At 34.5% G+C, this 16,208-nt stretch carries 9 protein-coding genes; 1 reads left to right on the forward strand and 8 read right to left on the reverse strand.

The annotated features are described in order from the left end of the window. The first annotated feature begins 278 nt into the window (after nt 1-278). Entirely contained in the window at nt 279-887 is a 609-nt protein-coding gene (locus ACFFU9_RS13805) for an IS630 family transposase (protein WP_379862093.1), read from the forward strand. 700 nt (nt 888-1,587) lie between these two features. On the opposite strand, the gene ACFFU9_RS13810 is transcribed toward ACFFU9_RS13805, so the two are convergent. The 8 genes from ACFFU9_RS13810 to ACFFU9_RS13845 all read right to left on the reverse strand — a co-directional run bounded on the left by ACFFU9_RS13810 (nt 1,588) and on the right by ACFFU9_RS13845 (nt 16,023). Then, entirely contained in the window at nt 1,588-3,171 is a 1,584-nt protein-coding gene (locus ACFFU9_RS13810; RefSeq protein ID WP_379862069.1) for a sulfatase family protein, read from the reverse strand. A gap of 126 nt (nt 3,172-3,297) precedes the next feature. Then, nucleotides 3,298-5,058 (reverse strand): family 43 glycosylhydrolase, encoded by a 1,761-nt coding sequence (locus tag ACFFU9_RS13815; protein WP_379862070.1) that lies wholly within the window; start codon nt 5,056-5,058, stop codon nt 3,298-3,300. 4 nt (nt 5,059-5,062) lie between these two features. Continuing rightward, nucleotides 5,063-6,607 carry a sulfatase family protein gene (locus tag ACFFU9_RS13820; protein WP_379862071.1) on the reverse strand — a complete coding sequence of 515 codons (1,545 nt, stop codon included), beginning with the start codon at nt 6,605-6,607 and terminating at the stop codon, nt 5,063-5,065. Nucleotides 6,608-6,648: 41 nt separating this feature from the next. After that, nucleotides 6,649-8,211 carry a DUF4955 domain-containing protein gene (locus ACFFU9_RS13825; protein ID WP_379862072.1) on the reverse strand — a complete coding sequence of 521 codons (1,563 nt, stop codon included), beginning with the start codon at nt 8,209-8,211 and terminating at the stop codon, nt 6,649-6,651. A 108-nt stretch (nt 8,212-8,319) separates the two neighbouring features. Beyond that, a complete protein-coding gene (locus ACFFU9_RS13830) occupies nt 8,320-9,945 on the reverse strand; it encodes a RagB/SusD family nutrient uptake outer membrane protein (RefSeq protein WP_379862073.1) in 1,626 nt (541 codons plus the stop codon). Between the two features lie 82 nt (nt 9,946-10,027). Beyond that, on the reverse strand, nt 10,028-13,171 hold the full coding sequence (locus ACFFU9_RS13835; protein WP_379862074.1) for a SusC/RagA family TonB-linked outer membrane protein: 3,144 nt from the start codon (nt 13,169-13,171) through the stop codon (nt 10,028-10,030). A 9-nt stretch (nt 13,172-13,180) separates the two neighbouring features. Next, nucleotides 13,181-14,710, reverse strand: coding sequence for a hypothetical protein (locus ACFFU9_RS13840; RefSeq protein WP_379862075.1), 1,530 nt, complete (start codon nt 14,708-14,710; stop codon nt 13,181-13,183). A gap of 107 nt (nt 14,711-14,817) precedes the next feature. Continuing rightward, entirely contained in the window at nt 14,818-16,023 is a 1,206-nt protein-coding gene (locus ACFFU9_RS13845) for a glycoside hydrolase family 88 protein (RefSeq protein WP_379862076.1), read from the reverse strand. Nucleotides 16,024-16,208 lie beyond the last annotated feature (185 nt).

A 16,208-nucleotide genomic window follows, 5' to 3' on the forward strand; every position in this document is an offset into this window, starting at 1 on the left:
CTTACTCCGCCATTATCTAATACAACATTTTAAGACCAAACTAAAAAGCCCTAGAAAATCGCATTACAAAAAGGATGACCATGCTGAAAAAGCGTTTTTAAAAAACTTCCTAATACGCTAGATGACATTAGATTAAGTCTAAATAAAGATAGTTATGAAGATGTAAACCTCTACTTTCAAGACGAAGCTTAAAAGCCCCCGTAAATCGCATTATAAAAAAGATGGAGAAGCTGAAAAAGCTTTTTTAAAAACTCCCTAATGACCTAGACAAAATTAGAATAAGTCTAAATAAAAACAAGTGCAGGCAAGTAAACCTATACTTTCAAGATGAAGCGCGATTTGGTTTGATGACCCATACAGGTAAACACTTAACAGCCCGCGCGATCAAGCCTATTGTCAAATATCAGCACATATTTAAAACAACCTATTTATATGGCAGTTATTCTCCAATAAACGGAAACAGTTTTGTCTGGGAAATCAATGGAGTAGATACTACTGTTTTCGAAGCCTATTTAGAGAACTTCTCAAAATATAAACCTCAAGAATTCAAAATTGTAATAATTGACAATGCGGGTTTTCATTCCACAAAACATATCAATGTTCCACAGAATATATATTTGTTGAGAATCCCACCTTACACTCCAGAGCTCAATCCGTGCGAACAAGTATGGCAATATATTAAAAGTAGATTTAAAAATAAAAGGTTTAAATCAATGCAGGAACTTAAACAATGGCTACATCAAATCGTAAAAGATATGAGCAAGCAAACAATAAAATCAATTACTGGAAATCACCATTATGTAAATGCTTTTATCACAACTTTTAATATTAAATTGGTATTACAATCCAGAACTAAATCCTTGCGAGCAAGTTTGGCAGTACATTAAAAATAGATTTAAAAACCAACGCTTTAAAACAATGCAAGATTTAAAAAAATGGCTGCATGAAATGATAAATTAAATGAAAGCTGAAACAATCAAATCAATTACAGGAAATCATCATTATTTAAATTCATTTATAACGACTTTTAAAATTTAAATTGGTATTAGACAACCAATTGAATCATTCTTTAATTGGCTAATTCAAAAAACTGACATCCAAAGAGCCAGCAAAGTAAGGTCTGCTAAAGGGTTGTTGGTTCATATATTTGGAAAAATTGCCGCAGCATTTATAAACTTAGTATTTTAACCCTTGATTCGCATTATTTATATAAACCCTATTGTCGAATTTTGGTTCCATAAATAAACCTGACCACAATTTGGTGATGCTTTTTGTTCCAAACAATCTTAATATGGCTCCCGATTAGCATAGTCGATATCATACTAAAAGTCTATATGGTTGCCCAACTTTAGATGAGATATTTTCACTGTAAACCCGTTTCGTCTCACAATAAGCTCAACAATACACTTGGCTCTATTTAACGCTGAGATACAATCAATCATCGAATTGATTCTTTTTGAAAGTGAAAAATAAATTTTCGATAAAGAAACTCTAAGCCAGATTATACTTAACGTTCTTTTGGGCAACGGTAGTGTGCCAAAGTCTTTTCTACAGTATTTTGTATTAATGTAGATTTCTTTTTAAGCATTATTTCAATTCTAGGTTTTCTATATTTTTATAAGTATTTCCTCTTATGGCTTCAAAAGAAAAAAGCAAATCGCTTAGTTTTTTGGGATTTGATTTTGCTAAATTGTTTTGCTGACTTTTATCGGATTTCAAATTATACAAAAGATATTCATCTGAATTACCTAGTTCAATATTTACCTGCTTTTCGACTAAAGGACCATTATAAGGAGGAATCATGACCCAATCACCTTCTCTAAAGGCCGTTCTAGTTGTGGCCTCAATAACCATGCTTTTCCTTCCTTTTTTAGTTTTTCCTAAAAATGCATCCAATAAATTTTCACTATCAGTTTCTTCAACCTCTATGTCTACAAGTGCTGCTAGCGACTTTAAAACATCTAATTGAGACACTAAAGCATCAGAAACAGTGGGTTGGATTTCACCTTTCCAGTAAGTAATAAAGGGAACACGTGTACCCGCATCAAATAGACTATATTTACCACCTCTTAAGCCTCCTTTGGGATCGTGATTTCCTAGTTTTTCAATAGCGTCATCATAATAACCATCGTTTAAGACAGGTCCATTGTCACTTGAAATAATTATAAGGGTATTTTCTAATATCCCTTTTTCTTCAAGTGTTTTTACAAATTCTCCAACAATCCAATCTGCCTCCACTATCACATCTCCTCTTGGTCCCAATCCAGAAGTTCCGACAAATCTTTTATGGGGTGTTCGTGGAACGTGCGGTTGTTGTAAAGCATAATACAAGAAAAAGGGCTCTTCTTTTTGAGCGTCAACATATGCTTTTGCTTTTTCTAAAAAGTGATCAGCCATATCTTCATCAATCCATTTTGCAGATTTCCCTCCTTTCATATAACCAATCCTAGGGATTCCATTTATTATACTGCCGTTATGTCCATGATGCCAATCCATACGTAATAATTCAGGATTTTCTTTACCCGTTGGTTGTCCGTCAAAATTCTTGTCGTAATTAATTTCTATCGGGTCATTTTTATCTAAATTGACAACAAAACCATTATCAATATAAACAGTTGGGACTCTGTCTTGCGTCGCAGCCATGATATACGTGTATTCAAACCCAACTTCATTAGGACCAGGTGTCACTTTTTTATTCCAATCAACGATACCCGTACCTAAGCCCAAATGCCATTTCCCTACCAAACCGGTATGATACCCTCTTTTTTTAAGCATTTTTGGAATAGTAATTTGCGTAGTGTCAATTATTAATGGAGCCGAGCCTGGTAAAATTTTAGCATCTTTATTTCTCCATGGGTAAACACCCGTTAACAATCCATATCTGCTTGGCGTACATGTGGCAGATGTAGCATAACCATTTGTAAATTTCACCCCTCCATTTGCCAATCTATCTATATTTGGTGTTTCAATGCCTTTTGCTCCATAAATCCCTAAATCACCATAACCCAAATCGTCCATATAGATAATAACAATATTAGGTTGTTTAGCCTCAGTTTTTTTGTTTTCAACCTTTAGATCCTTTTTTTTATCATTCTTGCAACTTATTAAGACAAAAACAAAAAGAGTAAATACTAATTTTTTCATGATAAATTTTCCAAAATTGTGTTTCATTTTTAAAGCCATATTAACATTAAATCATATCATAAATAGATGCGATATAACTAAAGACTCTATCGCACGAAATTTTCCAGTTAAAAAATATCTGTGTGCTATAAAAGCTTTTAATATTTATGCTCACTAGTTAACTTCTATAATCTCTGTTCCCTCTAAAACACCATTTTCATTAAAAGTATCAATTGTAAAATAGTATTTTTGAAACTTGTTTAAGGTTCTAATAGTAAGAGAATTATTTTCTAATACTTGATAATTATGGTATAATTTTTTGGGATGAATACCATACCGTAATTTATAACCTATGGCATTTTCAATAATGTTCCACTTTAAGTTTACAATACATCTGTCATCTTCTTTTCTCGAAATTTGTAATTCAGGTTTTTGTATCGGATTACAATCTTTACTGTTTCCAAAAACTCTAAAATCGGATAAAGCGAAGGTCCCATCTGGCACAAAGTAATTTGTCATTTTCAAATAACGTGCATGGGTAGGTTTTTCTAGTTGTGTATAATCATGTGGTGCATCTTCTTTGCTCTTCGTTTTATCTATTAAAGTTACCCACTCCTTATTATCAAGAGAATACTCTAAAAGATATTGATGAAATATATTTTTATCTCCTCCATGTAACTGCGTATTGTTTTCTGCAAAATTTATTTGAACAGCGGAAATCATCGAAGTTTTTCCTAAGTCCATTTGAATCCATTCTCCTTTATTACCTGTTTTTGCACTCCAATAAGTTCTTATTTCTTCGTCAGAAGCAAGGTGTTTTGGGTGTTCTTCTAGTTCTGAAGATACTGTTAAGGATTTTTTAAATGAAAGCAACATCCAGTTTGGAAATAAGTCTTCAGGTTTAGATATTTTTTTCCGTGGTACAATATAAGGGAAGTCACCAAAACCAGTGTAAGCATAAAGTACATCATCTTCATCAAAAAAAGCGGGATACATACCAATTCTTCTTTCAAATTTATGTTTCAAAGTAAGAGCCATAGTTCCCGTATGCCAGTAATTACCATATTTATCTTGAAACGTATTCCCGTGACCAGCACCATTTATAAAACCCTCTGGTTTAATAGCCATTGGGTTATGCTTTGCTATTTTAAATGGCCCCAGAGGTGACTCGCTAATGTAAACCCCATCGTTATAACTTTTAAATCTAGTACCTGGACCTGAGTATTGTAAATAATATTTTCCTTTGTACTTATTAACCCAAGCCCCTTCAATCCAAGGCCTTAAATCTTGATCATTGTAATCGCCCCAACGTTCCCAACCATAATCCTGTCTTTTGCTATTCATCAAAGCAATGGGTTCTCCAATTGGATTTAAGGTATTTACATCCAACTCGACTCCATACAAAGGATTTACATTTGAACATCCATAATATAAAAACAAACGCTCTTCATCATAAAACAACATAGGGTCTGTCATTGCTATTGGAAAATTTGCATTAGCAACTTCCCAATAACCAGATTTAGGTTTTGTTGTTTTATAGATAGTTATTGGCGCATTATTGTTTGACGCTACAAAATAAAGAGTATCCTTTATAACAACAGCTGTGGGAGCATAATCTTCGAAGGGTAGTTGACTTGACTTGATGAAGCTCCACTCAATTAAATCTGAAGAATTCCAATACCCCCCAGATTTAGAAGCAAATAAATAATACTCATCTTTATACAAAACAACTGTTGGATCTGCAGCTTCTCTACGCGATGGACCACCATCAACAGCAAACCTATAACTAATTTCTATTGGATTGCAAACCGTTGTTTGTTTAAAAACATATTCTGTAACTTGATTGGAGCTTTGTGCAGGCTTATGATTCTTGCAAGAAATAGCTGACGCAACAAAACCTGTGACAACAATAAAAAAACCTATGGTTTTAACCATCTTTTTAAAGTTTCGTATAAGGTATAATATCATTATATTTCTTTTGTTGGTACCAAGGGTCATTTGTTTTCCTCAGTAACGTCCCTAACTCTTTTAATAAATTTTCGGCAATTTCAGGTATTTCTTTAATATCTATTTTGTTTAACTGGTAGGGATCTTCTAAGTTGTCATAAATGAAAGCTTCTGCGAGTTTAGTCCCTTCACTTAAATTCCACTGAGTTTTATTTTCGGTTAAACAAAGTGAATATCTGTTACTAAGAACACCTCTAGAATTACCAAGCATAAACAAAACTGCTTCAGGTTTTTTAACTGTATTGTTTTCTTTATTTAAAATTAAATCTGAAAAATTTGTACCCTCAATTTCTTCTGGTATTTGGCTTTGAATACCAGCTAATCCCATTGCTGTTGGCAATACATCTGGCGCACTAAACAAAACATCTGTTATTCCTGGTTTCAAACCTTTTGGCCAATGAACTATGAACGGAATAGCTGACGCTTCCAATTCAACAGTATTTTTACCTTCTTTCCCGTGACTGCCTAACATTTCTCCGTGATCTGAACTAAAAATAACAATCGTGTTATCCAACTCGCCCATTTTCTCTAATTCATCAAGAACTAATCCAATATAGTAATCTGTACTTGTTACATTCGCATAATAATGCCTCACATAATTGCCTACTTCTTTATCTACATTTTTTCGGGCTAACAAAGTATCAATTTCAGGAAATTTGTCTTTGTTATAGTATTTATTTAAAGTTTCCATATCTGTACTTTCATCATTCCATGGGTTATGGGGAGGGTTTAAAGACCAAATCATACAAAAAGGCTTATCCGAATCTCGCTGTCCTCTTTCATTTTGTAAGTAGTCTATTATTGTCTTAGACTCGCTTATAGGTGAAAATATTTGGGGCAAATATAAATCTCCATCTTTTTTTCCATCAATTACATACGAATCATTTGAATATATGTGAGGATTAAAATGTTCGTCTTTTAATGATTGATAGAAGTATTCGATACCATGACGTGATTTCCCAGGAGGAATATAGGTGTCATAATTATTCACATAATGCCCTCCAGGTTCTTCCGTCGTACCTTTGTAATTGCCTTTTTCATCAAACAACGGGTCATTCTTTAACCAATGACATTTTCCGAAATAAGACGTATTGTAACCTGCATTTAGAAACAGATCCGGTATAGTAGGAATATCATCCTTCAAACTGTGGTCCCTACCTACTTTACAATTGTTCCAAATACCATTTTGTTCTGGATACATACCAGACATTAGCATTCCTCTGTATGGACTGCATAATGGAAAGTTACTAACAGCCTGCGTGAAAACAACACCGTTTTCAGCTAACTTGTCAATGGTAGGTGTTATTACAGGGTCTGGTTTGCCAACAACATGATTTCTATAAGGATCTTGAGACCAAAAACCGGCACTATATCTACGAAGTTGGTCAGGAAAAATAATGAGTACGTTAGGCTTCCTCTCTTCAACAGCCTGCTCTTTTCTTATGTTTGATTTACATCCTAAAGTTAAAATGCTCAAAACACACAATAGGTAATTTTTTATGTTCATTATAATTATTCTTATTTAAAATTAGTTTTACAGTCTATTATCCACTGGGGTAGTCTCCCTAAGCGTAGTTTTAATTGTTCTTCAAATAATGATTCAGGTTTCACTGGTTTTCCTAAACTTTCAATTATTTGAACTTCATCCTCTTTAAAGGTGGTACCAGCACCATGAAAACCTACAATAATAGGTGGTACAATTCTCCAATACCAAGAATCTGTTGCGACAAATCTAAAGTTCTTTTCTGGTTCGTCAATTTCTTTAAAATTCCACAGCACCAAATAGCGTCCATGGTTTGGCAGGTTAAACCGTGCTCCCCCTGCTCTACCTTGGAAGAAACCTCCTTCTACATTATCAAACAACGTACTTCGTGGTTGCGAAGCATGAGATTCAAAAGAAGTATGAGACGCATATTTAGATCTCCATATTACAGTATTACTTGTGCTACCACCAGCTACACCTACAGAATGGTGCATGCCTGCAATATCGTTTATTTTTGCCATAAGAATACCTGTTGACCCTTGTGCATCTATAGCGGTATGACCTAAATTTCCTTCAATAGTAATGTTTAAAGCAGTACAGGCTGCAGACTCAGAAAAATTAACGCATCTATTGACATTCTTAAAAGAACAATCTTTAATCCATGAGTTTACTGCTTTAGAAATAGTTAAAATACTCCATCCACCATCGTCTTGAGCAGATCTATGGTGTTCAAATTTCTTTAACCAATTACCTTCAAATGTTAAATTTTCAAACCCAACATGATCAATATTAGTAAAAGTGGTTACTTCCCAGTTATGTTTAGCATCAATATCATAATGAATAGGCTCTACCAACATCACTGTATTGCCATCTACACTGGAAACCTGATGACGCTCATTAACTTTTACCCCCTTATTAAGTATAGAAGTCCATTCACTTTCTGGAACTAGAGGTTGCAAATCATATTTAATAAGATCTTCACTATTGTTTAAGACTTTGATTATTATCCAGTCTCCTTTCTTTATTTTGGAAGCATCTTCCACTTGAATACTAAAGGTTTCTCTTTTTGTATTGGATACAATTTTTGTCAAAAATTCATCTTTACCACTAGCTTCTACTTTTATAGCACTAGGGCAACTCCATAATTTATTTGGGTCGGTTGGAGGCAAATCTTTTTCAAAAAACAAAATCGTATTTTCTTTATCTTCTCCCCTAAAGATAATTTTTGAAGATTTAATTTCAATAATATCTAAACTATCTTCGAGCGTGTTTATATAATACTTTCCCTTTGGAAAATAAATAATACCTTCCCCGTGTTTTGATGCCGCTGCAATCGCTTTTTTAATTGCGGATTTATCTGATTTTAAATCATTCGGAATAGCTCCAAAATTAGTGACATCAAAAACTTTATACTCTAAGTCAGGTATTCCAACTTCACTATACTTGTATCCTACATAAGAAAAGTCCGGCAATATAGGTTCTGTTCCATTTTGTCTTGCTTCTTTAAAATTAATCCAAGTAGGGCTTTGCTGTGATCTACAAGCCGTGAATAAACTTATTATAAATATAAGCTGTAGTATGCTTTTAAATCGCACCATATTTAAAGTGTTTTTATATACATTTATCTTTATTGTTATGAATAAATAGAATTATCACTTATTTATACTGACTGAAACTACTATATTATTCTATATAAATTAAGGACATTATTTCCATTCGTCCTTCTGGTCTAGCGCTTGATTAATAGAAACTTCTATTAATGGGTAGGGTAATGAAAGATGTTTATTAATATCAAAGTTATTCGGTCCTCGAAGAATCGATTGGTGATCCGCATTTGAAGCGGAGAAACTTGGGTGTCCTTCAACAATGTTCTTTACTTGTGACAATTTCTCATCCAATAACTCCCATCGTATCAAATCATGTCTACGAACACCCTCAAAACATAGTTCTCTTGACCGTTCGTCCACAAGTTCTTTAAAAAACAACTGCTTATCACTAACTACTACAGGGTTAACTATAGAAATATCATCCAAACCTGCTCTAAATCGTACTTCATTAAGATATTGAATTGCCAAAGATGATGGAGCAGAATTCAATGCATTGTCTGCTTCCGCATACATTAATAACACATCAGAATATCTTAATACTGGAAAATTTACACTCGTGAAATTTCGATTCAATTCACTTTCACTATTCTCAAGAACTACGTAACTTTCATTAGTTCCCTCAACAAAAATATCGGCATAATCAAGAGGCTCCCATCTTCTATACTTGGCTGGACAAAAATCTCTAATGTTCAATTCATCTTTGATAGTTGTAATATCTCCATCTGCTGTACGTTTATAAGAAGGAATATTCCAATCATATCTTGCATCGTTCGTTCTGTCATATATACCTGCCAAAGTAGGATACACACCTGCCTGAGAATATCCATTAGGTTCTCCCAAGTTAGCTGATGATCCAAAATTCAATCCATTTAATGAGCCATAACGACCATGGGTATCAAAAATACCTTGATCTCTTAAGTTCTGAAAAGATATTTCAAAAAGCACCTCTCTAGGGTTGTAGGTTCCACCAATGATGTCTAAAAAAAGTTTTCTGTAACCGTTCGTACCATCTCCTAAGGTTAGTCCATGGTATCCGTCGTTAATTATCGCTTCACAATGGGCTATAACGTTCTCATAATAATTCTCCTTTAGGGGGTATCCTGACATTTTCAAATAAACTCTTGCTAGTAATCCATGAGCCGCTAATTTATGTGCTCTTCCTGGTACATAAGTTGCATCTGCTGGATGAGAAAGATTTTCAGAAGCAAAGGTAAAATCAGCAACTATGGCATTATAAATATCAAGCAATGCTGCGGCTGGTTCATTATTGTCTCCTTGACTTTTCGATGAACTTAATCTCAGTGGTATTTCCTCCCAGAAATTAGAGAGGTTAAAGTAACACAAAGCTCTTAAAAAACGCGCTTCAGCCACAAGTGCATTATAGACTTCATCTGATTCGATACTAGACCTGTTTAAACTTTCCAAAAATAAATTGGTCAAGTTTATTGCTTTGTATTGATTTGTCCATAGATTAAACGATTCATCATCAGATTGCGTATTTCTAAATAAGGATACGCCCCAATTTTCATTAGCTCTACGATTATAGTAATCCTCATCTGCACCCGCATTGAGCAAGATTAAACCTTGACCATAAGCACTATCATGAGCAATTACGCCATAAATTCCTGCTAGAGCAATTTCTGCTTCCTGCTGGTTAGAGTAAAAACTATCAGATTCCCAAACGGACTCTGGCGTGACATCTAAATAATCATTGCAACTTACCAATAAAAAGGCAACTAAAACAATCAATGTTTTCTGTATTAAAATCTTACTTTCTTTCATTATTTTAAAATTTAATAAATATTTATTAAAAAGTCATATTTATACCGCTAGTAATAGTAATACTTTGCGGGTAGGCAGACCAGTCTAGATTGGGTGCTAATGCTTTTGAGATACCGCCTCTTGGAGATACAGAAACTTCTGGATCATATCCAGAATAATTGGTCCAAGTAAATAAGTTCTGAGCTGTAACAAAAAATCTTACAGATTTCACAAAACCATTGGATAAAAATTTCTTATCTAAATTATACCCAAGTGACACTGTTTTCAATCTCAAGAAAGAACCATCTTCAACATAAAGATCGCTAATTCTAGTTCCTCGCACTGGTCTTCCAAAATTATTGTTATAGACATAGGCATGAATATCTGTATCAGGGTTGCTAGGTGTCCATTGATTATAAAGTGCTACTAATCCATTTTGTCTTGTACCTGAAGGAGATTCTAATTCTACACGGTTTAAATTAAGTACCTCTGACCCATACGAAAACTGCATAAAAAGCTGTAAATCGAATCCTTTATATTTAAATACATTTGTTAAACCACCTACAAATTTAGGAGCCGTATTACCAATAATACCTCTATCATCTTCCGTAATAGTACCGTCCTTATCAACATCCACAAATTTTACACTTCCTGGACCAGGCTGTGAACCGTTATCTGGAATACCATCCTTAAGTTCGTAAACTCCAAGGCTATTATTCCAGTTGAAATCATCCAGCTGGTACAGCCCGTCATGCTGCAATCCATAAATTTGTCCTACAGGCTGACCAACTTTAGTTATATATTGGAATTCGCCAAGGTTGACTCTTTCTGGATCGGTAAAAAAAGCATCCTGTCCTTGATTTAATTTAATAACCTTATTTCTATTAAAAGAAATATTAAAATTGGTATCCCATTCAAAATTCTTATTAGAAACGTTAAAGGATTGTAATGAAATTTCAATTCCACTATTCTCAACTTCCCCTACATTCTGTTGAACTCTCTCAAATCCTGTACTAGACGCCATATTTGCATTCAACAACAAGTCTTCTGTGCGTTTCAAGTAATAGTCAATTGAACCCTGAACCCTACTTTTAAGAATACTAAAATCAAATCCTGCATTATACTGGCTTGTTGTTTCCCACCTTAAATTAGGAACTCCTAAATTATTAACGGTTGCCCCAACAGCATAATTCTCACCAATACCCCATACGTAACCAGAGCTATTAGTGGATGCCAATGTTGTAAAAGCATCAAAATCACCGATTCTATTATTACCAGTTTTACCCCATCCTCCTCTAAATTTTAGATTAGATATAAAGTCTATTTCTTTAAACAAGGGTTCGTCAGAAATAACCCATCCTAATGAAAAGGATGGAAAATACCCCCATCGATTATCTTTTCTAAATTTTGAAGATCCATCTGCACGGAAATTGACAGTTAACAAATATCGATTTTTTAACGAATAATTTATCCTTCCAAAGTAAGACATCAATGTGTTTTTATTAAGCACAGTTGTTGGTATTTGAGAAACAAGACCTAAACCTAAGTTATCAATACCAAATACATCTGTTGGAATTTGACTTGAGGATAAACTAGACTCTTCTAATGTACGGGTCTGAGCTTCAATACCTCCTAAAATTTTAAGTTTTTGTTTAGATCCTAGTTTTGGTGCATAATTTAACACCCCAGAGCCCGTAGAAACAGTGTTTCTGACATTAGTAATCTCACCACTTATTCCATTGTTTCCTCGCGTACCTTGATACGTGTTCTCGCCATTGAAAAGTGATCTACGGCGATTTAGTGATTGAAAACTACCAATGGCATTTAATGATAGATTTGTATTTATTTCGAATCTTCCGTTCAGGGTTCCCCTAAAAAGCTCACGTCGGTCAATTCTTTCTGTGTTGTTCAGATTATCAACTGGGTTGAATAAGAACCTACTAGCCTCGTCGTCCAAATCAAAACCCTCGAACCCATCATTATTAATAGGTTCTACTGGCCTAAAAACCAAAGCGTCTCGTATAACATTACCACTATAACCATTCCCGTCTACTGTAGATCCTGTTTGATTTGACAAACTATAAATCATGCTTGCATCTACTTTTACCCTATCGCTAACTTCGTGAGTAACTCTTAAGTTATTAACCGCTTTGTTAAAGCCTGTATTAATTAAAATCCCTTCCTGATCCAGGTATTGACCACTATAATAGAATTGAGTAGTCTCGCTTCCTCCACTCACAGAGAGCGTATAATCCTGAAAACTAGACACCTGCAATATTTCATTTTGCCAGCTCGTACCCTCCATGTTTCTATACAATTCAGGATCTAGCCAAGTTTTACGAAATTGTGTGGTTTCACTACCGGGTGTATAACCATCAGATATTAAGGCTTGTTGCTCAAGGTAGGAGACGTACTGAAAGGGGTTCATGACCTCCAGTCTTCCCGGGGTATACTGTATTCCGCTGTTTACTCGAAGACTAATCTCTGTTTTTCCATCTGACCTACCGCTTTTAGTGGTAATTAAAATAACGCCGTTTGCTCCTCTAGAGCCATATATTGCTGTTGACGAAGCGTCTTTTAATACATCTAGAGATTTAATATCATTGGTATTCAATGTACTGGCATCGAAATCAACTAAAGGAACACCATCAATCACATAAAGAGGAGAGTTGTCTCCTGTAATGGAGTTACCTCCCCTAATAACAATATTTGCTGCTCCACCTGGCGTTCCATCTGAGGATGTTACTTGTACACCAGCTAACCTTCCTGTTAGAGCTTGATCAAAACTTGAAGTCGGAGCGAGTGCCAGATCGGCTACTTTAACACTCCCAACAGCTCCAGTAAGATCACGTTTCGTTTGTGTTCCGTATCCTACAATTACTATTTCATCTAAACTCTGTAGATCCTCCTTCAAGGTGATTTTGAAAAAAGTTTGATTGTTAACATGTATATCTGCCGCAATATATCCAATGAATCTAACAGAAAGCACAGCATCTTTAGGCACCTTTGTTAAAGAGAATTCTCCGTCAAAATCTGAAGTAGTCCCTATGTTTGTTCCTTTTACAGTAACCGTAGCTCCAGGTAATATTTCACCGCTGTTACTTAAAACAGTTCCTGAAATTTCACTTTGTGAAAAGGATTGAAATACTATGCAGTGTGTAAGGAATATAAATATAATTAATTTTGTCATGATAATATTCTATTGTTCGTTAGCTACTATATTAAAATCGGAAAGCCACCATTGACCAGACCTACCAAAACCTCCCGTGTAGGCTAGAGGTGCCACAAAATTTGTTTTAACCCTGAAAGCAATTGTTACATTAGTCATACCAGCATAGTCTGCCAGATTAAGGATGCTTTTTGTGTACAGATTATCTGAATTTTTTGACGAATCTTTTTGACCGTCTGGATTGATAAGACCGTTTAACTGTTGATCTCCAGGATAGGGAAAACCATTAAATTCGTTACCATCAACAAAAGCACCATTAGATTCTATGTTTGAGATTAATTGATTAGTTACCTCTGTCCAAGTTGCTTTATCAAAATCACCCATATAATCTACTGAAACATATGTTTTCAGAAAGGACGGAGAGGTTCCGTCATTTTTATACTCAACAAAACGATTTTTAGTGTAAAACTCTGCTTTAACATCGAAACCAAGCTCGTAAGCGCTTAAGTCTTGAGAATTCATAATTGCCCAGGATTCATGAGCTGCCTGTGCTCCACCTGATGGTTGAACCAGATTGACAACAAGTCTTTTCTGATTAGCATTCTCTGTAGGCCGATTTTCACCCACCAATCCATCTGCACCTACACGACCCCAAAAGACACCTGAATCTCCTTCTAAAACAGTATGAATTTTATATCCATAACTTGTATTCTCAAATTCAAATGTTGGATAAAATACTTGAACACTTAACTTTGGTATATTAACCGGGCTGTTTGAAATATAAATACTAATAGCATCGGTAAACGATACAACTTCTTCAGTTACATTACTGATAATATTGATAGTTGGAGACACAATCTCTGGTTCTGCAGAAGGCGAATAACCACTGTTTAATGTTATAGCTCCAGTTGATGCATCTATGCTAAATTTATCTTGATTATCGGCTAATTCATATCTAAAGTCAGGGTTTGCTCCAAAAACAAGGGGTTCCGTTGTTGTACTGCTACCTCCACTTGTTAAAAGATTTTGTCCTCCGGGGATGTATATAAGCCCTGCTGCCAGTTCAGGCCCCATATTCAATTCAAATACATTTTGAAACGTTGATTGGAATGCTTTTCCATCGAATATGGTGGTCATCCTAATGTCAAAAAAGTATGACCCTAAAACAAATGGATTATCATTCTCTATTTGGATTTGACCTATGTTATCAGTATCAATAGACGGAAACTGTTGATTAGGCTCATTTTCCACAGGAACCGTAACGATTCCTTCTGTGGCATTTAGAATGCTAAAATATTGATCCACCAAACTTTGTTCAAGAGCCGTTCCGTTTTCGTCGCGTACCGCAACAATTTCGAAAAACGGAATAGCACCGAACGAACTGTACGTGGGTGGAGCAGAAATTAAAACTCCAAACTCACGAGCGTTCACAACTGAAGCATACTTTAAGCCTTCAGGGGCCTTTGGAGAGTTCGGGATGACTCCATCCGAAAACGTATCTTCTGCGCAACCAAAAAAAATAATTGCGAAAGCATTAATAAATAATAAAAGTTTTTTCATATTAGTTTAGTTTAGTTTAATTGTTCTTGAAATTCAGTCAGTTGATTGATGCTAATTATTATCAAAATCAACCTTTAATCACGGCGTCTTTAGGGATAATTATTATGTTATTCTTTCTGGTTTAACTTAGCTTCTTTAAACCTAATTAAGGCTTCCAAATAATAATAGTCAGCATAATTTAATGGCACATCAATTTCATTATTATGTGGAATACTACCTACGCTATGTTTTAAAATAAAGTTGTTGTTTTCTCCTATTTTAGCGGTATAATTTTCAGAAGCTAAAGACTCCATGATTTTATTTATATTAGACGTATACGATTTTTTTGAAAAATCATTTAATTCTAACAGTGCAGATACTGTTATTGCAGCAGCCGAAACGTCTCTGGGTTCATGAGGTATATTTGGCGCATTGTAGTCCCAATAAGGAACACCGTCTTCTGGCATAACTTCATGGTCTAGTATATATTTTGCTATTTTTTCAGCTATGGTCAAATACTTAATGTCCTTTGTATATCTATAGCAAAGAGTGTAACCGTATAGACCCCATGCTTGACCTCTAGCCCAAGAGCTTTCATCTGAATAGCCTTGCGCTGTTTGCTTACCTCTTACGCTACCCGATTCTGTGTCGTAGTCAACAACGTGATAAGTGCTATTATCTTCTCTAAAATGGTTTTTTAGAGTCGTATTTGCATGTTGGATTGCAGCTTTTTTATACTTAGCATTTCCTGTAAATTCTGACACCTTAAAAAGCAACTCTAAATTCATCATATTGTCAATTATTACAGGATACTTCCAGCTCCTTGTTGATTGCCAACCTCTATCAACATCCCAGCTTTTAATACTTCCTACTTTAGGATTAAAACGTGTCAAGAGAGAATCTGCAGCCGTTATCATAACATCTTTAAAATGTTTATTTTTTGTTAATCGATATCCATTGCCAAAAGAGGTATTAAATATAAAACCCAAATCATGATTTGTAGTTAAATGCTTATGGTCTTCAAATTGTAATTGAAATTTTTCTGCAGCATTTTTCCATTTTTCTTCTTTAGTGAGCTCATACATAAGCCAACAGCTTCCAGGAAAGAACCCTTCAGTCCAGTCATATTTTTTGTTTGTCCAATGCATTTCTCCATCGACATTAATTGTACGCGGGTTTCTATTATTTAATTGAGCATTTTCTAACAATCGAGATAATTGCATTTTTGCTAATACAAGTCTTTTATTTAAAAACTCTTCACCACTATCTTGTCCTGTATTCTTACAAGAAAAAAATACACATCCTAGTATCAATATTATTTTAAAGTGTCTCATTGTATCAATATTATTTTAAAGTGCTTCATTTAAGGCTACTGCCTAAGGTATTTAGATATTATTAACTATATAGTTGTCGATAATCTTTATAACAGCTTCCTATTATTAAAAACAAGAATAAGAAAGACAGTAATAGCAAAAATCTTTATTAATTTAAATTGCTTGATTCAACTAATTTATTGCTG

The organism is Mariniflexile ostreae (assembly GCF_042427585.1).
GTDB lineage: Bacteria > Bacteroidota > Bacteroidia > Flavobacteriales > Flavobacteriaceae > Pseudalgibacter > Pseudalgibacter ostreae.

Coding starts and splice junctions, on each gene's coding strand:
- ACFFU9_RS13815 (WP_379862070.1), bottom strand. CDS start 5,058: ATGGTTAAAACCATAGGTTTTTTTATTGTTGTCACAGGTTTTGTTGCG.
- ACFFU9_RS13835 (WP_379862074.1), bottom strand. CDS start 13,171: ATGACAAAATTAATTATATTTATATTCCTTACACACTGCATAGTATTT.
- ACFFU9_RS13845 (WP_379862076.1), bottom strand. CDS start 16,023: ATGAGACACTTTAAAATAATATTGATACTAGGATGTGTATTTTTTTCT.
- ACFFU9_RS13840 (WP_379862075.1), bottom strand. CDS start 14,710: ATGAAAAAACTTTTATTATTTATTAATGCTTTCGCAATTATTTTTTTT.
- ACFFU9_RS13825 (WP_379862072.1), bottom strand. CDS start 8,211: ATGGTGCGATTTAAAAGCATACTACAGCTTATATTTATAATAAGTTTA.
- ACFFU9_RS13810 (WP_379862069.1), bottom strand. CDS start 3,171: ATGAAACACAATTTTGGAAAATTTATCATGAAAAAATTAGTATTTACT.